Source organism: Actinomadura rayongensis, assembly GCF_009831215.1.
GTDB classification, from domain to species: Bacteria; Actinomycetota; Actinomycetes; order Streptosporangiales; family Streptosporangiaceae; genus Spirillospora; species Spirillospora rayongensis.
This window is the reverse complement of sequence record NZ_WUTW01000002.1, coordinates 960,341-978,864: the sequence shown is the minus strand read 5'-3', so window position 1 is coordinate 978,864 and position 18,524 is coordinate 960,341. Positions and strand designations below refer to the sequence as shown.

14 protein-coding genes are annotated in these 18,524 nt (G+C 71.5%); 6 read left to right on the top strand and 8 right to left on the bottom strand.

The window, feature by feature from the left end:
* Window positions 1-2,185: 2,185 nt before the first annotated feature.
* A complete protein-coding gene (locus tag GQ466_RS13770; protein ID WP_161103245.1) occupies window positions 2,186-2,533 on the bottom strand; it encodes a hypothetical protein in 348 nt (115 codons plus the stop codon).
* A gap of 290 nt (window positions 2,534-2,823) precedes the next feature.
* On the opposite strand from GQ466_RS13770, the gene GQ466_RS13765 reads away from it, so the two are divergent.
* The 3 genes from GQ466_RS13765 to hisC all read left to right on the top strand — a co-directional run bounded on the left by GQ466_RS13765 (window position 2,824) and on the right by hisC (window position 5,589).
* The gene (locus GQ466_RS13765) at window positions 2,824-3,177 is read left to right on the top strand and encodes a hypothetical protein (RefSeq protein ID WP_161103244.1); all 354 of its coding nucleotides are present in this window, start codon (window positions 2,824-2,826) and stop codon (window positions 3,175-3,177) included.
* Window positions 3,178-4,143: 966 nt separating this feature from the next.
* Entirely contained in the window at window positions 4,144-4,422 is a 279-nt protein-coding gene (locus GQ466_RS13760) for a DUF6401 family natural product biosynthesis protein (RefSeq protein ID WP_161103243.1), read from the top strand.
* Between the two features lie 87 nt (window positions 4,423-4,509).
* Complete coding sequence (gene hisC, locus GQ466_RS13755) at window positions 4,510-5,589, top strand: histidinol-phosphate transaminase (protein ID WP_161103242.1); 1,080 nt, start codon at window positions 4,510-4,512, stop codon at window positions 5,587-5,589.
* A gap of 13 nt (window positions 5,590-5,602) precedes the next feature.
* Here hisC and GQ466_RS13750 read toward each other — a convergent pair whose 3' ends face one another.
* The 6 genes from GQ466_RS13750 to purD all read right to left on the bottom strand — a co-directional run bounded on the left by GQ466_RS13750 (window position 5,603) and on the right by purD (window position 13,862).
* Window positions 5,603-6,859 (bottom strand): transcriptional regulator, encoded by a 1,257-nt coding sequence (locus GQ466_RS13750; RefSeq protein WP_161103886.1) that lies wholly within the window; start codon window positions 6,857-6,859, stop codon window positions 5,603-5,605.
* A 567-nt stretch (window positions 6,860-7,426) separates the two neighbouring features.
* The gene (murA, locus tag GQ466_RS13745; RefSeq protein ID WP_161103241.1) at window positions 7,427-8,716 is read right to left on the bottom strand and encodes a UDP-N-acetylglucosamine 1-carboxyvinyltransferase; all 1,290 of its coding nucleotides are present in this window, start codon (window positions 8,714-8,716) and stop codon (window positions 7,427-7,429) included.
* Between the two features lie 406 nt (window positions 8,717-9,122).
* On the bottom strand, window positions 9,123-9,905 hold the full coding sequence (locus GQ466_RS13740; RefSeq protein WP_161103240.1) for an MOSC domain-containing protein: 783 nt from the start codon (window positions 9,903-9,905) through the stop codon (window positions 9,123-9,125).
* Between the two features lie 24 nt (window positions 9,906-9,929).
* Window positions 9,930-11,240: an adenylosuccinate lyase gene (gene purB, locus GQ466_RS13735; RefSeq protein WP_161103239.1), complete on the bottom strand. Its 1,311-nt coding sequence runs from the start codon at window positions 11,238-11,240 to the stop codon at window positions 9,930-9,932.
* Window positions 11,237-12,385 (bottom strand): low temperature requirement protein A, encoded by a 1,149-nt coding sequence (locus GQ466_RS13730; RefSeq protein ID WP_161103238.1) that lies wholly within the window; start codon window positions 12,383-12,385, stop codon window positions 11,237-11,239. The genes purB and GQ466_RS13730 overlap by 4 nt, the downstream gene beginning before the upstream one ends.
* Before the next feature lie 232 nt (window positions 12,386-12,617).
* Window positions 12,618-13,862 carry a phosphoribosylamine--glycine ligase gene (gene purD, locus GQ466_RS13725; protein ID WP_161103237.1) on the bottom strand — a complete coding sequence of 415 codons (1,245 nt, stop codon included), beginning with the start codon at window positions 13,860-13,862 and terminating at the stop codon, window positions 12,618-12,620.
* Window positions 13,863-14,245: 383 nt separating this feature from the next.
* On the opposite strand from purD, the gene corA reads away from it, so the two are divergent.
* Window positions 14,246-15,346, top strand: coding sequence for a magnesium/cobalt transporter CorA (gene corA, locus GQ466_RS13720; RefSeq protein ID WP_161103236.1), 1,101 nt, complete (start codon window positions 14,246-14,248; stop codon window positions 15,344-15,346).
* 31 nt (window positions 15,347-15,377) lie between these two features.
* Window positions 15,378-17,015 carry a ribosomal protection-like ABC-F family protein gene (gene abc-f / locus GQ466_RS13715; RefSeq protein ID WP_161103235.1) on the top strand — a complete coding sequence of 546 codons (1,638 nt, stop codon included), beginning with the start codon at window positions 15,378-15,380 and terminating at the stop codon, window positions 17,013-17,015.
* 1 nt (window position 17,016) lies between these two features.
* Here the strand turns inward: abc-f and GQ466_RS13710 are convergent, their stop codons facing one another.
* Entirely contained in the window at window positions 17,017-17,628 is a 612-nt protein-coding gene (locus tag GQ466_RS13710) for a TetR/AcrR family transcriptional regulator (protein WP_161103234.1), read from the bottom strand.
* Between the two features lie 89 nt (window positions 17,629-17,717).
* On the opposite strand from GQ466_RS13710, the gene GQ466_RS13705 reads away from it, so the two are divergent.
* Window positions 17,718-18,467, top strand: a complete 750-nt coding sequence (locus GQ466_RS13705; protein WP_161103233.1) for a glucose 1-dehydrogenase — start codon at window positions 17,718-17,720, stop codon at window positions 18,465-18,467.
* Window positions 18,468-18,524 lie beyond the last annotated feature (57 nt).

The following is an 18,524-nucleotide window of genomic DNA, read 5'->3' as shown; positions in this document are numbered from 1 at the left end:
CAACTGGTGCCCGGCGAGTTGGTCGCTGGCATGCCGCTCGGCCAACAGGTCCGGCCGCAACACATCCACCCGCCCGCCTTCGCCGGGATACAGCTGCCGCAGCCACCGCGCCAGCGCTCCCACCCGCTCCTCATCGGCACCCGCCAGGTCCGGGATGCGCCGGATCATCCGCCGGACGGTGGCCTCTTCGCCCTCTTGCACGTCCAGCAGCAGCACCGCCGCCGCGATCACCTGTTGCAACACCGGTAGAGCAACCGTCAGCCCGGCCTTGCGGGCGGTCTTGTCCCACAGCCGGCGCTCATGCCCCAACAGCCGATCCAGGACCCCCAGATCCGCCGCCGCTCGCCCCCCGCTGCTGCCCGCCTCCTCGTCCAGCACCGCCACCAGCGCCGCCGCATGCAACACCAGCACCGGCAGCCGCACCGCCGAGTCGACCGTGAACCTGATCTGCGGGACCGGCCGCCCCCGCGCCGCCGCATAAAACGGCAACGCCTCCTCGATCACCTGCGCGTCGTCACGCTGATCGTCCAGCGCCGCCACCAACTCCAGTACCGGGGTCCGCGCCGCCAGCGCCCGCGTCACGTCCGACTCGACATCAAGTGCGGTCCACCACTCCCCGGCTTGGCGGGCCAGCAGCAGCACCCGCAACCCGCGCGCATCCCCCGCCGCCTCACGCGCCGCGACCTCGGTCAGCATCGCAGCCAGCTCCGGGCGGGTCTCGGCGTAGTCGACCAGCAGCAACACCCGCTGCCCCACCTGGCTGGCGGCCTTCACCGCCGCGACCTCATCCCCCGGTCTGACCGTCTGGCACTCCCACTGCTCAAACGGCAGCGACTCGGCCAACTGCAGCCCCAGCCGGGTCTTGCCCACCCCGCCCCGCCCGGTCACCAGCCACACCGGACACGCCGCCTCATCGGCACACCACGCCCGCAACCGCGCCAGCTCATCCTCACGCCCAACGAAATCCACAACCGCGCGCTCAGGCCGCAGCAATCCCGCCACACTCACGTCATCGGACGCAACCGGCTCCCGGGTCGCCACCAACGCGCCCCGCCGCGCCTCCAACTCCGCCACCGCCGCCCGACGATCCTCCATGATCGTGCGGCGGGCAGTGATCACTTCACTGACATACGAGCCCGCAGCCCCCGCCGCGATCGCCCCCAACACCCCCAGCAGCGCCCGCACCGCCAACGGCCACGACTCCGGCAGCATCGGCACCACCGCCGCCACCACACCCGTCGCCACAAGCAGCAGCGCAAACCAGATCAGTCGCCTACGACCCGGGCCGTCCATGACCACAGCATCACCGGTAACCAAGACCAACGCGCCCGAACCACGCCAACACACCGGAGCATGGCCCAACATGGCCGGATCAGACTCGGTGAAGAGGTGGCGCGTAGGCGGTCAGGCGGGTGGAACGAGCCCCAAACGAGAGGCTTCGCAGCCCCAGCCCCAGCCCCGGCGCCCCGGAGCACTTGTTCGCGCGAAACTGCCTGTCACACCTTGCTCGCCGTTCGCGCGAACAAGCCCTCCGGATCGTGGCGAAGGCAGGCGGAAGCGCTAACACTGGTGCCAACCACAGTCCTGGACGAACCTGGACACGGGTGGAGCCACAAGACGCGTCGGAGGACTCCAGAGCACGCCAGGAGACGGATCTGCACGGGTATGGCTCTCGTTCGGCAGGCTCGTAATGAATCGCTCGTAACCTCAGCCCTACGATCGCCATAGCGTGGCTGAGGTGGGTTGCGTGGTCGGGGCGATCGCCGCCGCGGGGCTTCCGGTGCTCGGGCCGTGGACGGCCCTGCGCTCTGGGTCCCCTTGCCCTCGGCTGTGGTGGTGCGGCTTCGTGTACGAGCGGCCTGCCGGTCGGTGGGCCACGATGGTGGAAGACTTCCCAAGGTCAGCCGTGGGGGGACCGGGCCATTAGCAGACCATTAACCGAGGTGATCAAGGAGTAATCGCGGTCACTTGCAATACGGGGCAGCGCCAGGTCAGCGATCCTGATCTGCAAGATCCAAGCTCTTTCCAAGCTGACGACGCGGGTTCGATTCCCGTCGCCCGCTCCACACAGAAGGCCCAGGCTAGAGACACAAGTCTCCGACCCTGGGCCTTGGTTGTTTTCAGGCTCCCGTGCCGGTCCCGTGAACGTGTGGGTGAACAGGCGCGCAGTTTTCTGAGTCAGCGGTTACCTCTGCTCGGCGGGTGGAGCCTCACTGTCCCTGCCCCGCTCCCGGTACATGCGCAGCAGCGTCACCACTCCGCCGCCGAAACCGATGAGGAGAGCCGCGCCGGCGATCCAGAAGGCGAGAGTTCCGGAGTCGAAGCCGGTGGCCGAGGCGACGGCGACCGCGAGTGCCCACGTGCCGAAGGCGGCGATGGTCAACGCTGCCGCACACCGATCACCTTGCCGCCGCCACTGGTAGAACGTCACTATCATTCCCCCGGCGCCCATGAAGAAGGCGATGCTCTCTAGTGCAGCGGACCGACTTCCTCCAGAGAGCAGGATGACCGCCACGGCGGAGCTGATCACCATCGCGGCGACCTGAAGGGACGCGGCGTTCGGCCTGTACGACAACCTGCACCTCACAACGGGGGAAGAGCGCGCCTCGTCCTCGGATGGCCTGCCTTCTGGCGCGGGCCGAGCGCGGTCACGTGTGCTGGGCCTTGATTATTTTCGGACTATTTCACCTGTCGCGCAATTATGGACTGTCCCCCAACTGCTGGCCAGGGCATGAAAATGCATAGCCGACGAGTTCGCGCGTCGGTATCGTCCGGGTTCCCGGTCTGCCGTGCCGGCGGGCCACGTTCAGAGAGCGATGCCAGATGACCAGCCGGCGAGCGACGACGACCCTGTGGCGCCCTACCGGGCCGAGGGAGCTGGAGCTGGTTCGGGAGTTGGACTGGCGTGCGTGGCCGCCGCGGCTGCCCGAGCAGCCGATCTTCTACCCGGTTCTCAATGAGGACTACGCGGTCAGGATCGCGCGGGACTGGAACGTGAAGCACGACGGCGCCGGGTTCGTCACTCGTTTCGAGGTCGAGTCGGAGTTCTTGAGCCGGTATCCCGTCCGGCAGGCCGGCGGAAAGACGATCCTCGAGCTGTGGGTTCCGGCCGAGGAGCTGGACGACTTCAACGCCCACATCGTCGGCGAGATCCAGGTGGTCCACGAGTTCCGCTGATGCGGCGCGGCGTGCCGGCGGGGCACGCCATGGGGCGATGAGTCCAGAGCGGCGGTGTGGTCGCGCGGTGGCCGCCGGACGTGCAGGCCGCCGGACCACTGTGCGGAATGCCTGCTCGCCCGTCCGGTTAGGGCAAACCCGTGACGCACCCGCTTTGCGCATGCCAAGGTGCGGGCCATGCAGAGAACGCGGACGGTCGTGACGAGGCTGAGCATCGTCGGAGGTGTGCTGCTTGTCATCGGAGTGTTCCTCGGGTGCAGGCCGATTCACCGCGACGGTTACTCGTGCGGCACGGTTTTCTTCGGGAACTCAGACGCGAGCACGTACGACGTCACGTCTTTTCTAGCCCCCCCTGACTGTGACGGCGCACGGGCTTCCAGCCGACCTTTCGTCCTGCTCTCGCTGGGACTTGGTGGAGGCGCCCTGGCCACCGCTTGGGTGGTCGCCGGTTTGACCAGGCCGGCTCGCGGAGGCTTCCGTACCGAGAGATACTTCCTGGGGCGCAGGATCGATTCTGATGATGGGTCGTCAGAGGGCCCAGATCGAACGTGATTGACGGAAGCAGACGGTCTAGAGCCACGTGAGTTCGCCTTCTGTCGCCCCTCCGTACCCGAAGACCGGGCGAGAGATACGCGTCTCACCGCTCGGTCCTTGATCCCTCATGCCCCGGGTCGGCTCGCGCTGCCCTACACCCGGCCGGGTCCAGGGAGCGTTTCCTCTTGTCTTCGCTCGGGGTCTCTCTGCACTACCGGTGTGATCAGGGTCGGTGATGCGGCGGCGGTCGCCGCAGTGGCCGGACGGGGGAGGTCGGCGGTGGGGTGCGGGGGTGGACGTTTGGAAGATCTTTTTTGGGTGGGGTGTGGGGGAAAGGGGGTTTGACCTGGGGTTTTGTCGGGTGGGGGTGGGTGGGCGGTGGGTGCTGGCACGGGGTGGGCGTTGCTAGCTTTGGGGGCCATGGATGGGGATATGTCTGGTGAGCTGGCGGTGCTCGTCCGGGACATCGGGGACGCCGGTGTCGCGGAGATGTCGACCGTGCCGGGGCTCGCCGCCGCCGTGGACCAGCACGTGGCCGAGATCCGGGCCACGCTCGGGGTGACGGGGCACGACGAGTTGATGGCGTATCTCTGCCGGTTCGCCGAGGACGCGTTCAATCGCGGGTGGTGGCCGGAGAGCACGCGGGACTTCGAGTTCGTGCGGATCGTCGCCGTGTGCTGGCTGCTCAGCCGGGACGAACACGCTGCGTGACCGCCCGGAATAGGCGTGGTGCGCGGTAAGGGGCGGTCCTAAGCTGGTCGGCGCGCCCATCCATCCACCACCCCACGGGAGCCCACGGTGTCCGAGGCCATCACGCCCCGTTTCCGTTCCGTCCTCGACCGGTTCGCGGCCTACAAGCCGGGCAAGGTCGCCCTGTCGCCGGACGGACGGTCCTTCAAGCTCTCGTCCAACGAGTCGCCGCACGAGCCGCTGCCGTCCGTCCAGAAGGCGATCATGGAGGCGGCGCGGGACGTCAACCGGTACCCCGACAACAGCGCCACCGCGTTGATCGACGCCATCGCGGAGCGGTACGGGGTCGCGGCGGAGCGGGTCGCGGTCGGGTGCGGGTCGGTGGGCGTCGCGCAGATGCTGCTGGAGGCCGTGGCCGAGGAAGGCGCGGAGATTCTGTACGCGTGGCGGAGCTTCGAGGCGTATCCGCTGCTCGTCGCGCTTTCGGGGGCGACCAGCGTGCAGGTCCCGCTAAGAGACGAGGTCCACGATCTTGAGGCGATGGCCGCGGCGATCACCCCGCGCACTCGCCTGATTTTCGTCTGCAATCCGAACAACCCGACGGGCACGGTCGTCGGACGCGACGCGCTGACGACCTTCCTGGACCGGGTGCCCGCCGACTGCCTCGTCGTCCTGGACGAGGCCTACCGCGAGTACGTCCGCGACGAGAGCGTCCCCGACGCCCTGGACCTCGCCGAGGGCCGCCCGAACGTCGTGGTGCTCCGCACGTTCTCCAAGGCGTACGGGCTGGCGGGCCTGCGCATCGGGTTCCTCGTCGCGCACCCCGAGGTGGCCGCCGCGATCCGCAAGACCTACCTGCCGTTCAGCGTCAACTCGATCGCGCAGGCCGCCGCCGTCGCCTCGCTCGGCGCCACGGACGAGCTGGTCGCCCGCGTCGAGGCGACGGTCGCCGAGCGCACCCGCGTCGTCGACGAGCTGCGCAAAGACGGCTGGACGATCCCGCCCACCCAGGCCAACTTCCTCTGGCTCGCCCTCGGCGACCGCACGCAGGAGTTCTCCGCCACATGCGACGCGAGCGGCGTGAGCGTCCGGCCGTTCGCGCCGGACGGCGTCCGGGTCTCGATCGGCTCGCCGGAGGAGAACGACGCGTTCCTGGCCGTCGCCCGCGCCTACCCGCACCGGGTGTGACGCGGGCGACGGATCACGCGCGCGGCCCGAGCTTCTCCACGATCAGCCGGTAGAGCTGGCGCGGACGCCCGGGCTGCGGCGTCCGGTTCGGCGGCAGCGGCCAGGCGAGCCCCTCCTCCACGAGCGTGCGCAGCAGGCGGCGGGCGGTGCGCGGCGTGACGCCGAGCATCCGGCCGGCGTTCTCGGCGTCCACGATCAGCGGCTGCTCCTGGTCGCCGAGCTTGTCGGCGAGCCGGGCGAGGATCTCCAGGCCCTTGGGCTTGGCCTGCGGCGGCGTGCGGGGCGGGGTGCGCGGCGCCGGGACGAGCGCGCGCCCGTCGCGGTCCAGCGTGAAGCCCTGCGCCCGCTGCGAGCTCTGCGACCGGGCCAGCGCCGCGCGGGCGTGCGACTCGGCCTCGTGCGCCGTCCGGCCCATGCCGATGCCGACCTCGATGGCGAGGCCCAGCTCCTCGCGGACGCGTTCCACGAACGGCGGCGTCCGGAACCCCTCCGTCCCGGCCGTCACCGACCCGCGCGTCGCGATGACGAGGTAGCTGTGGTCGTCCAGCGGCCACACCGAGGCGTTCATCCGGTGCGCCTCCTGGAGCAGGACGCGGTGCAGCGCGAGCTTCAGCTCGTCCCGCCAGTAGCGCGGGGTGACGCGGCGGGGCGTCTCGCGCAGCGTCGGGACGTCCACGAGGACGGTCACGAGCTGCGACTCCTCCAGCCGGTGGTGCGCGCCGAGCAGCGCGGCCGTCTGGAGCGAGCTGCGGATCGCGGCGCCGGTCGGGCGGACGCGGATCGTCGGCACCCCGGCCAGCTCCATCCGCTCCGCCGTCGCGTGGACGCACGTCATCGCGACCGTCGTGGCCCCGCGCCGCCACAGCCGCTCGTGGAACGCGGCGAGCGTGCCCGGCCCGGCGGCCTCCTCGCGCAGGTGGACCTGCTCGGTGCCGAGGCTGATCTCGGCGTACGCCTCCTCGACCTCCGCGCGGCCGAGGACGTCGATGCTGACCCGCGTGGGGTCGAAGCGCTCGTCCAGCGAGGCGCGCAGCAGGGCGCCCTGGAGCGCGGCGCCGTTCAGCGGGACGTAGGTCGCGGGCATGGTCAGCACCCCGGCCTTGCGCGCGAAGTCGTAGGGGACGGGACTGGCGAACAGGCAGACGTCCACGCCGGTGCCGAGCCGGACGACCTTGTCGGCGGCCTCCTGCTCGTCCCGGTACGCGGCGGCGACCAGCCGCGACGGCACCGGGGTCGGGCCGTGCCCCATGAGCATGACGCGTTCGACCAGGTCATGCGGGCCGACGACGCCGATCGTGAGGTCGGGAGTGATCCCGCCCGCTCGCGCCGTGGTCATCGGTGACCGCTCGCTTCCCGGCCTGCCGGGGGGTCCCGCTCCGGCTCCGGCCCTGCGTTCGCGCACGCTCCGCCCAATGGTTGACTCATGGCTTTTCGCCCCTGCCTTGTGACCCAGCACCGCAGTTCCCGTGCGATTCGTTCCTCAGTGGACGGATCGGGCCAGGGTGCCAGCTCGTGGCGCCCGGACGCGAAATCGAATCAAGAGTGCGGCGAAAAAGTAACCTACGCGACCCCCTGGGAAGTAATTTGTCACCATTCGGCCAGCCTTGATCCTGCATCTTCGGGTGTCCGAAGTTAAAAGACAAGACCCGAAAACGTGCGAGGCGCCTGGCCCGGCCGTCATAGTGTCCGCACACGGCCGGTGGGAGGCCGATTCGGTCGGAGCGGACGCGGGCGACCGTCCATCCCGGCTTCGGTCACGGGAAAGAACGACGGATCCGCCCGGCGAGGTACGGTATCGCCCTCGCCGGGCGGTTAACACGGCTCTTGACCGGTTCTGTTAGCCGACTTCGCGTTCGATGTCGGCCCCGGCCTGCGAAAGCCGCTCGGCCGTGTGGGCATGGCCGCGGTCCAAGTAGTACGCGGACGTGATCGTCGTCTCGCCCTCGGCCGCGAGCCCGGCGAGGACGAGCGCGCTCCCGCACCGCAGGTCGTGCGCCTCGACCTCGGCGCCGCGCAGCGGGGTGGCCCCGAGGACCTTCGCGCGGTTGCCGTTGACCTCGATGTCGGCGCCCATCTTGCGGAGTTCGTCCGCGAGCTTGAAGCGGCCGTCGAAAATGCGCTCGTAAATGTAGGACGGGCCGTCCGCGAAGCAGGACACCGCCATGATCGGCGACTGGAGGTCCGTCGCGAAGCCCGGGTACTCGTCGGTGATCACGTTGATCGGGCGCAGCGGACGGTCCCGCCGGACGTGCAGCACCGCGCCCTGCTGGTGGAACTCGACGCCCATCTGCTCCAGCTTGTCCCCGGCGACGCCGAGGTGCTCCAGCGCGGCGCCGACGAGGTTCAGCTCGCCGCCGGTGATCGCCGCGGCCATCACGAAGACGCCGGCGTCGATCCGGTCCGGCATGACGGTGTGCTCGACCGCGCGCAGCCCGTCGACGCCCTCGACGGTGATGAAGCCCGTCCCGCCGCCGCTGATCTTCGCGCCCATCGCCTGGAGGAAGGCGATGTTGTCCAGGACCTCGGGCTCCAGCGCCGCGTTCTTGATCAATGTGGTGCCGTGCGCGAGCGCCGCCGCCATGATCAGGTTCTCGGTGCCGGTGTGCGAGGGGGTGTCGCAGTAGAGGGTGCCGCCGCGCAGGTCGCCGGCCTTGATGTGGATGACGCCGTCGTCGCCCGCCATCTGCTCGGTGACGGTCGCGCCCATGCGCTTGAAGCCGTTGTAGTGGAAGTCCAGGTTGCGGCTGCCGAGGTTGCATCCGCCGACGCCCTCGATGACCGCCTCGCCCAGCCGGTGCAGCAGCGCCGGGACGAACAGGAACGAGCCGCGGAACCGCGCGGCGATCTCGGCGGGCAGCACCGGGCTCGACAGCGTGGAGGCGTCGATGACCAGCGTCCGCTCGGCCTCGTGCAGCTCGGCCTTGGCCCCGAGGGCCTGGGCCAGTTCGACGGCGCGGCGCACGTCCTCGATGATCGGGACGTTGCGCAGCACGGTGCGTCCCTCGGACGCCATCAGCGACGCGCCGATCATCGGGAGCACGGCGTTCTTCGCGCCCTGGATGAAGACGGTCCCGTCCAGCCGCCGTCCGCCGCGGATCCGGTAGCGGACCTCCTGACCGGCGGTCACGCGGCGCTCCCCGCGCGCTCGCGACGCCGTCGCGCCTCCCCCGTGGCGGGCCTCCCGGCCCGGTGTGCGGCTCGGGCCTCCAGTCCACTGATGCGCATGTGACTCCTTAGCTGCGGGAAACGGATGCATGCCGGAGCGGGAAATCGGATCCGCCCGCCCGGCGCGGAAATCGCGGGCTCGGGATCGCGGGCGTGCCAGGGACGCCCCCTGCGGTGTGAACGCAGCCCCAGTAAACCACCGGATCGGTGGCGAAGCGCCCCGAGCGCGCCCGGTTTACCCACTCTCTGGTGTTTTCAGATGATCCGTGTACCTCGATCGTTCCGTTCTGTCCCGATCCGGACGGAACGGAACGCGAACGCGCTTCCCGCAGTCTAAGTTGATCATGAAAACGGACCCGCACCCGGGGTCAGGCGTCCAGCACCTCGACCGGGTCGCCGACCGTCAGCGTCCCGGACGACCGCGGGACGGCGTTGTGCCCGAACCGCAGGCCCTGATCCTGCATCCGGTAGGTCGCGAGCGTGCGCAGCGGCTCGCGCCCCCGCTCGGCGGTGCGCTGGTCGATCGTGGTGATCACGCAGCGGGCGGACGGCTTGACCATCTCGATCAACGCCCCGCCCACCCGCAGCCGCCGCACCCGATCCTCGCCGTACGCGCCGAGCCCGCGCAGCACGAGGTTCGGGCGGAACCGGTCCATGGGCAGCGGCGCGTCCAGCCGCGCGTTCAGGTCGTCCAGGGACTCTTCGGAGATCACCAGCAGCGGGTAGCCGTCGGCGAACATCAGCTCGCCGCCGCCCAGCGACGTCGCCCGGTGCCCGGTGAACCGGACGAGCCGGCAGTCCAGCCCGAGCACCGACCCGAACCACAGCGCGGCCTCGTCGCCCTGGTCGACGCCTGAGCAGTCCTTGCCGTGGACGGTCACCGCGCGCACCGGGCCGTCCGCCGTCGCCTTGTGGACGAGCGGTTCGGCGGCGCCCGGCGCGGCCACCGTCAAGGCCTCGCCGTCGAACGCGGGCCGCAGCAGCGCCATCTCCGGGGACGTGCGCTGGGACAGGAAACGGCCGTCGGAGTCGACGAGCATGAACTCCCGGTCGTGCCGGAGCCCCCGGGACACCAGCCCGGCGGTCGTCAGCGGAGTGCCCCCGCCGCTTTTCAGCGGGTACACGGTGAGCCCGGTGAGGGTCGCGGTCAACGGCCGTCTCCTGTTCCGGCGGGATTAGGTCAAGGCTGCCAAACGGTCGAACATCGGGGCCAGGCGCGCCACGAACCGCTCGGGACGCGACACCTCGTCCAGGCGCGCCTCGTCCAGCGCGAGCCCCGCCGCGGCGGCCTCCTCGCGCAGCGTCGCGCGGAACGGGACGCCCGTCTCCCAGGTGCGCATCGCGGCGCGCTGGACGAGCGGGTACGCCTCGTCGTCGCGGGACATCCCGGCCTCGACCAGCTCCAGCAGGACGGTGGACGTATAGATCAGCCCGCCGGTCGACTCCAGGTTCTCCTGCATCCGCGCCTTATCTACCACCAGGCCGGACATGAGCCGGTTCGTCAGGTTCAGCATGTAATCGAGCGCGATGGACGCGTCCGGCAGCGCGATCCGCTCGGTGGACGAGTGCGAAATGTCCCGCTCATGCCACAGCGGAATGCCCTCCATGACCGGGACGATCTGCGCCCGCACGATCCGCGCCATCCCCGCCAGCCGCTCGGAGATGATCGGGTTCTTCTTGTGCGGCATCGCCGACGAGCCCTTCTGGCCCTTGCCGAACGGCTCCCACAGCTCGCGGACCTCGGTGCGCTGCCCGTGCCGGACCTCCAGCGCGATCGCCTCGCACACCGTCGCCATGATCGCCAGCGCGGACGTCCACTCGGCGATGCCGTCGCGCAGCACGACCTGCGTGGACACGTCGGCGGGCTGAAGGTCCAGGCGCTCGGCGACGTGCCGCTCGATCGCCGGGTCGATGTTGGAGTACGTCCCGACGGCGCCGGAGATCGCCATCACGCCGACCGCCTCCCGCGCCCGCCGCAGCCGGTCCCGGGAGCGGGCCATCGCGAAGGCGAAGTCGGCGACGCGGTGGCCCCAGACGTCCGGTTCGCCGTGGATGCCGTGCGTCCGGCCCACGCGCAGCGTCGCGCGGTGCTCCAGCGCGTGGTCGCGCAGCGTCACGACGAGCCGGTCGGCCTTGTCCAGCAGGATGTCGGTCGCCTCGACGAGCTGGAGGGCCAGCGCGGTGTCCAGCAGGTCCGACGAGGTCATGCCGAAGTGGACGAACCGGGCGGCCTCGCGCGGCTCGGTGTTGTCCGCCCACGCCGACAGGAACGCGATCACGTCGTGCTGGGTGACGGCCTCGATCGCGTGCACCGCCTCCGGGGTGGGCGGCGGCGCGTTGCGGACGGGCTCCACGACGTCGGCGGGGATCGTCCCCGCGGCGGCGTGGGCCTCGACCACGAGGGTCTCCACCCGGCACCACAGCTCGTACTTGTGCGCGTCGCTCCAGACGCGGCCCATCTCCGGAAGTGTGTACCGTTCGATCACGGCTCGATTGTCGCAGGTTGTTCCGCGTGCTCGCGTCCGGCTCGATGCTCGGCGAGCAGCGCGATCACGAGCACCGCCGTGAGCAGGGCCAGCTCCGCGCCCGCCGCCCACAGCCCCGCCGGGACGGCCGCGAGGCTCGCGACCGCCGCGCCCAGCCTGATCTTGGACGGCCCGATCCCGATGATCCGCCGGAACAGCGCGTCGCCCGCGAGGTAGAGCGCGAGGCCGCCGCCGAGGGCCAGCGCGGGGCCGGTGTGCAGGTGGTCGGCCGCGTGCCCGACGGCCTTCTTGAGTCCGGCGGCCAGCACCAGGACGCCCACCAGCAGCGGAATGTGGGCGTAGAAGTAGCCGTACATCGTGAGCTGGACGCGGTGGACCTCGCCCGCCTCGGTCAGCTTCTCCTCGGCGCGCTCGTCGTCGCCGCCGAAGTACGTCCACCAGAGGGCGGCGGCGAGCGCGAGGCCGAGCAGGACGGCGAGGACGAGCCCCGCGTCCAGCTCCAGCGCCGCCGCGCCCGCGCCCATCGCCGCGATCGACTCGCCGAGCGTGATCATGACGAGCAGGCCGTGGCGTTCCACGATGTGCGCTGGGCGGAGCCGGAACCGTCCGCCCGCCGGGACGAGGTAGGGCTGCACGATCGGGACGACCAGCGCGAGCGTCCACAGCACCCACACCGCCGGGCCGTCCGCCAGCACGCCCGCCGTGACGATCAGCCCGCCGGCCAGGACGTTCGCGGGCAGCACCTTGAAGATCTGCGGGTTCTCCCGGCTGTAGAGCGCGGCGTGCGCGCTGACCAGGACGAGATAGCCGACGCCCCAGAAGATCCCGCCGCGTCCGAATCCGGTGGGGGTGGCGAGCGCGACCATGAAGAACCCGCCCATGCCGACGAGGACGAGCAGCCGCCGTCCGGGCGTCGTCGGCGCGAGCGTGTTGGTCAGCCACGCGTACCCGGCGTACATCCACCACAGGACGCCGAACATGATCACGATCTGCGCCAGCCCGGCCGGGTTCAGGTGGTGGGTGAAGACGCCGGTGAGCTGGGTGAGCGCGAAGACGAAGACGAGGTCGAAGAACAGTTCCAGGGTGGTGACCCGGTACGCCTGATCCTCGGCGTCGAGGGGAGGGACGGGGGTGTGCGAGGCCATGCGAAGCTCCGACCAGCGGGGTAATCATGTAATCGGGCGATCATCCCCGATCCGCACGCCCCCGGCAACGCCGCCCCCGCCCGCGCGGGGCGATCACCGCGCGAGGCCCGCCGCCCCCGCCCGCGCAGGTCAGCCCTCAGGGGCCCGCCGCCCCCGCCCCTGCGGGTCAGCCCTCAGGGCCTGCCGCCCCCGCCCGCGCAGGTCAGCCCTGAGGCCCCGCCGCCCGCGCGGGTCAGCCGACCGCCTGGGCGGCGATGTCGGTGCGGTAGTGGCCGCCGCGCATCTTCAGCTTGCCGAGCGCCGCGTAGGCCGCCGCGCGCGCCGCCGCGACGTCCGCGCCCGTGCCGACGACGTTCAGCACGCGTCCGCCGTTCGCGACGAGCAGGTTCTCGTCGTTCACGGTGGTGCCCGCGTGCAGCACGTACGCGCCGGCGACGGCGTCCGCCTCGGCGAGGCCCGCGATGACGTCGCCCTTCACCGGCGCGGCCGGATAGCCCTCCGCCGAGACGACGACCGTCACGGCCGCGCCCGGCGTCCACTCCAGCGCCGTCGACGGGTTGAGGACGCCGAGCGCGCACGCCTGGAGCAGCCCGCCGAGCGGCGTCGCCAGCCGGTCCAGGACGACCTGCGTCTCCGGGTCCCCGAACCGCGCGTTGAACTCCACGACCCGCACCCCGGCCGAGGTCAGCGCGAGCCCCGCGTAGAGCACCCCGACGTACGGCGTGCCCCGGGAGCGCAGCTCGTCCAGCGTGGGCCGGACGACCGTCGCCATCACCTCGTCCACCAGGCCGTCCGGCGCCCACGGCAGCGGCGTGTAGGCGCCCATGCCGCCGGTGTTCGGGCCCTCGTCGCCGTCCAGCGCGCGCTTGAAGTCCTGCGCGGGCAGCAGCGGGACGGCGCTGACGCCGTCGCACAGCGCGAACAGCGACACCTCGGGGCCGTCCAGGTACTCCTCCACGACGACGCGGTCGCAGGCGGCGGCGTGCGCGAGCGCGGCGGCGCGGTCGGACGTCACGACGACGCCCTTGCCCGCCGCGAGCCCGTCGTCCTTCACCACGTAGGGCGGGCCGTAGGCGTCGAGCGCGGCCTCGGCGTCGGACGTCGAGTCGCAGACCCGCGCGTCGGCGGTCGGCACCCCGGCGGAGCGCATCACGTCCTTGGCGAACGCCTTGGAGCCCTCGATCCGCGCGGCCTCGGCGTCCGGGCCGAAGCAGGCGATCCCGGCGGCGCGCAGCGCGTCCCCGACGCCCGCGACGAGCACCGCCTCCGGGCCGACGACGACGAGGTCGACGCGGAGCCGTCCGGCCAGCTCGACCACGGCGGACGGGTCGGTCGGGTCGATCTGGTGGTTGGTCGCGACGGCGGCCGTCCCCGGGTTGCCGGGCCCGCAGTGCAGGTCGGTGACGGCGGGGTCGCGGCGCAGGGCGCGGGCGAGCGCGTGCTCGCGGCCACCCGATCCAAGGACGAGTACTCGCACGAACGGGGAGCTTACCGACTGTCCGCACGGCCCCACGCCGCCGGGTTTCGCGCGTGCGCGCGGTCGCCGTCACGGACGGTCCGGTGTACGAACCGGAACGCCCGGATGAGGTCGGAGGCAACTTCCGCGTTGTCAACTGCGTCTCATATGTCGGCTGGTAGTGTTCGAGGAGTCTTGAGACGCTCGACGGTGGTGAAGGAGGTGGTCGGGATGAGTCCTGGTGATACGTGCAGTTCGCCGGAGAACCCTCACAGTCCGAGCGGGACTGTCGTCCGACCGACCGCCCTCCCACGGCGTCCGGCCGCACTCCCTCACGCGCGCTCCCCGCACTGACCGGGCCGGGCGCGCGCAGGCGCGTGCGACCGGGCGGTTAGGAGCACCTCATGGCCATGACGCGTGTACGTCCCGGGCGTACGACGATGTCGCTGTTCAAGCCCCGCAGCAGGCCCGAGCGGCTGACGCGCGCCGCCGTCCGCGACACCGCGGTGATCGACTGGGCCGCCTACATCGACGGGCACCGGGTCTGCACCGACTCGGTCGCCGACGCCGTCCGGCTCATCCGCGACGGCCGCCTCGACGCCGGCGACGAGGAGAGCGCCGGGTTCGTCTGGGTCGGGCTGCACGAGCCGTCCGCCGCCGAGCTGACCGAGCTGGCCGAGGTGTTCGGCCTGCACCCGCTCGCCGTCGAGGACGCCATCAACGCCCACCAGCGGCCGAAGCTGGAACGCTACGACGACACGCACTTCTTCGTGATGAAGACCGTCGGGTACGTGCGGCGTCCGCCGGAGGAGGCGGAGGTCGTGGAGACCGGCGAGCTGATGGTGTTCTGCGGCGCGGACTTCGTCGTGACCGTCCGGCACGGCGCGCACGGGGAGCTGGCGACCGTCCGGGCGCGGCTGGAGGAGATGCCCGAGCGGCTGTCGCTCGGGCCCGCCGCCGTCCTGCACGCCGTCGCCGACCGCGTGGTGGACGGGTACGTGAACGTCGCCGAGGCCCTCCAGGAGGACATCGACGAGGTCGAGGAGACGGTGTTCTCGCCCGAGCGCACCGACGAGGCCCGTCGCATCTACCGGCTGAAGCGCGAGGTCATCCAGCTCAAGCGCGCCGTCGGGCCGCTGGCGGGGCCGCTGCGCAACCTGACCGGGCGGCGGTTCGTCCCGGACGACATCAAGGAGTACCTGCGCGACGTCGAGGACCACCTGACCCGCGTCCGGGAGCTGGTGGAGTCCTACGACGAGCTGCTGAACCCGATCCTCCAGGCGCACATGACGCAGGTGACCGTCGCCGACAACCAGGACATGCGGAAGATCTCGGCCTGGGGCGCGATCTTCATGGTCCCGACCGCGATCGCCGGGATGTACGGCATGAACTTCGACCACATGCCCGAGCTGCACTGGCGCTACGGCTATCCGATGATCGTCGGCGTGATCGCCACCATCTGCCTGACCCTCTACCGGGGCTTCCGCCGCAACGGCTGGCTCTGATCGGGCTCACGCGTCGCCTACGATCGGGCTGATGTCCGGGACGCTCGTAGTCAAGAATCTCGCCGCGGGTCATGGCGACCGCGCGCTGTTCAGCGGTCTCGACCTCGTGGTGGCGCCGGGGGACGTGATCGGGCTCGTCGGGGCCAACGGCGCCGGGAAGTCCACGCTGCTGAAGATCCTCGCGGGCCTCGTGCCGCCCGAGGACGGCGAGGTGCGCCTGTCGCCGCCGTCCGCCGTCGTGGGGCACCTGCCGCAGGAGGCGCAGCGGCGCGAGGGCGAGACCGTCCGGGCGTTCCTGGCGCGCCGGACGGGCGTCGCCGCGGCTCAGGAGGCCATGGACGCGGCGACGCAGGCCCTGGTGGACGACGCCCCCGGCGCGGGCGACGCCTACGCCGAGAGCCTGGAGCGCTGGCTCGGCCTCGGCGGCGCGGACCTGGACGACCGCGCCGAGGCCGTCGCCGCCTCGCTCGGCCTGGCCGTCGACCTCGACACCCCGATGACCGCGCTGTCGGGCGGGCAGGCGGCGCGGGCGGGGCTGGCGTCGCTGCTGCTGTCCCGGCACGACGTGTTCCTGCTGGACGAGCCCACCAACGACCTCGACCTGGACGGCCTCGCGCGGCTGGAGGAGTTCGTCCAGGGCCTGCGCGCGGGCGTGGTCGTCGTCAGCCACGACCGCGAGTTCCTCACCCGCACCGCCACCAAGATCCTGGAACTGGACCTGGCGCAGCAGCAGATCACCCTGTTCGGCGGCGGTTACGCGTCCTACCTGGAGGAACGCGCGGTGGCGCGGCGGCACGCCCGCGAGAACTACGAGGAGTACGCCGACCGCCGCGCCGCGCTGGAGGACCGGGCGCGGACGCAGCGCAACTGGATGGACAAGGGCGTCCGCAACGCGCGCCGCAAGAGCACCGACAACGACAAGATCGGCAAGAAGTTCCGCGCCGAGGCGACGGAGAAGCAGGCGTCGAAGGTCCGGCAGTCCGAGCGGATGATCGAGCGGCTGGAGGCGGTCGAGGAGCCGCGCAAGGAGTGGGAGCTGCGGATGCACATCGCCGCCGCGCCCCGCTCGGGCGCGGTCGTGGCGACGCTGCGCGACGCCGTGGTGAAGCGCGGCGACTTCACGTTCGGCCCGGCGACGCTGCAGATCGACTGGGCGGACCGCGTCGCGATCACCGGCGCGAACGGGTCGGGGAAGTCGACGCTGCTCGGCGCGCTGCTCGGCCGCGTCCCGCTGGACGCGGGGACGGCCGCGCTCGGCCCCGGCGTCGTCGTCGGCGAGATCGACCAGGCCCGCGCGCTGTTCCACGGCGGCGAGAGCCTGCTGGACGCGTTTCGTTCGGCCGTCCCGGAGACCTCGCCCGCCGACGTCCGGACGCTGCTCGCCAAGTTCGGCCTGCGCGCCGACCACGTGACGCGTCCGGCCGCGAGCCTGTCGCCCGGCGAGCGGACGCGCGCCGCTCTCGCGCTGCTCCAGGGACGCGGCGTGAACCTGCTCGTCCTGGACGAGCCGACCAACCATCTGGACCTGCCCGCGATCGAGCAGCTGGAGTCCGCGCTCGACTCCTACACCGGCACGTTGCTGCTGGTCACGCACGACCGGCGGATGCTCGCAGCCGTAAGGACGACGCGCCGCGTCGAGATGGCCGCCGGGACGCCCGCCGAGCGCTGACCTACGGCGCGAACGTCGCGATGTAGGCGAGCGCGCCGTCCAGCGCGGTCCGCAGCGGATGCGACGTGCGCCGCACCTGGGTGAGCAGCAGCCCGCCCTGGAGCGCGGCGAGCAGGACGGTCGCGAGATCGTGCGGGTCGGCGTCCGCCCGCAGCTCGCCGCGCTCGCGCAACCGGGCGAGGGCGACGCGGATCGGCTCCTCCCAGCGCTCGAACGAGGCGGCCAGCGCGGTGCGCGTCTCCGGGCAGGACTCGGCCAGTTCGCTGGCGAGCGACCCGACCTCGCAGCCGCCGGCGCACTCGCGTCCGTCCTGGATCGCCACGGCGGCGTCGGACCACGCGCGCAGGTCCGCCAGGCTCTCCACCGTTTCCAGCAGCGGGCCCTGGTGGACGAGCGCCCGCTCGGTCCGGTACTCGATCACCGCGCGGACGAGGCCCTGCTTGTCCTTGAAGTAGTGGTAGATCTGCGACGCGCTGACCCCGGCGGCCTGCTGGATGTCGGGGATGCTCGTCCCCGCGACGCCCTTGTGGAAGATCAGCTCGGCGGCCGTCTCGACGATGCGCTCGCGCGTGCGGCGCCCGGGGGCGGTCAGGCGTGGCTCGGCGGCGCTCATGCCCTCGATCTTACCCGGACTGGAATTGACATTCCAATCTCGGCCCTGGTACTCCTGGAAAGGTCATTCCAACTACTGGGGAGTCCTCCGTGTCCTCTTCGCTCACCGGCAAGACCGCCCTCGTGACCGGCTCCACCAGCGGCATCGGCCGCGCCGTCGCCGACGTGCTCGCCGAGCGCGGCGCGCACGTCATCGTCTCCGGCCGGGACGCCGGACGCGGCGCGCAGGCGGTCGAGGCCATCCGCGCGGCGGGCGGCAAGGCCGATTTCGTCGCCGCCGACCTCACCTCGACCGACGGCGCCCGCACGCTCGCCCGCGAGGCGTCCGCGGTCACCGGGCGGATCGACGTCCTGGTCAACAACGCGGGCATCTTCCCGTTCGCGCCGACCGCCGGCACCACCGAGGAGATTCTGGACAGCGTCTACGCCGTCAACGTGAAGGCGCCGTTCGTTCTCGTCGCCGAACTCGCGCCGAAGATGGCCGAGCGGGGCGGCGGCGCGATCGTCAACATCAGCTCCGTCGTCGCGACCAAGGGCTCCAAGGACGCCGTCGTCTACGCCCTCAGCAAGGCCGCGCTCGACAACCTCTCGCGGTCGTGGACGATCGAGTTCGCGCCGTCGGGCGTGCGCGTCAACACCGTCAGCCCCGGCCCGATCGTCACCGAGGGCGCACGCGACCTCCTCAGCGCCAACCGGGAGACGTTCGAGGCGCGCATCCCGGCGGGCCGGCTCGGCGAACCGCGCGACGTCGCCGCGGCCGTCGCGTTCCTCGCCGCGGACGAGGCCGGGTTCGTCCACGGCGCCAACCTCACCGCGGACGGCGGCTTCACCGCGGCCTGACCGGAAGAGGACTGTGTCGGGACCGGGCGTGGCCTTTCCCACTTCGCGCTGATATTT

Bases quoted from the DNA above. Each gene is read 5' to 3' on its own strand.
- GQ466_RS13770 (WP_161103245.1), bottom strand. From the start codon at position 2,533: ATGGTGATCAGCTCCGCCGTGGCGGTCATCCTGCTCTCTGGAGGAAGT.
- corA (WP_161103236.1), top strand. From the start codon at position 14,246: ATGGCCATGACGCGTGTACGTCCCGGGCGTACGACGATGTCGCTGTTC.
- GQ466_RS13710 (WP_161103234.1), bottom strand. From the start codon at position 17,628: ATGAGCGCCGCCGAGCCACGCCTGACCGCCCCCGGGCGCCGCACGCGC.
- abc-f (WP_161103235.1), top strand. From the start codon at position 15,378: ATGTCCGGGACGCTCGTAGTCAAGAATCTCGCCGCGGGTCATGGCGAC.
- GQ466_RS13760 (WP_161103243.1), top strand. From the start codon at position 4,144: ATGTCTGGTGAGCTGGCGGTGCTCGTCCGGGACATCGGGGACGCCGGT.
- GQ466_RS13730 (WP_161103238.1), bottom strand. From the start codon at position 12,385: ATGGCCTCGCACACCCCCGTCCCTCCCCTCGACGCCGAGGATCAGGCG.
- GQ466_RS13765 (WP_161103244.1), top strand. From the start codon at position 2,824: ATGACCAGCCGGCGAGCGACGACGACCCTGTGGCGCCCTACCGGGCCG.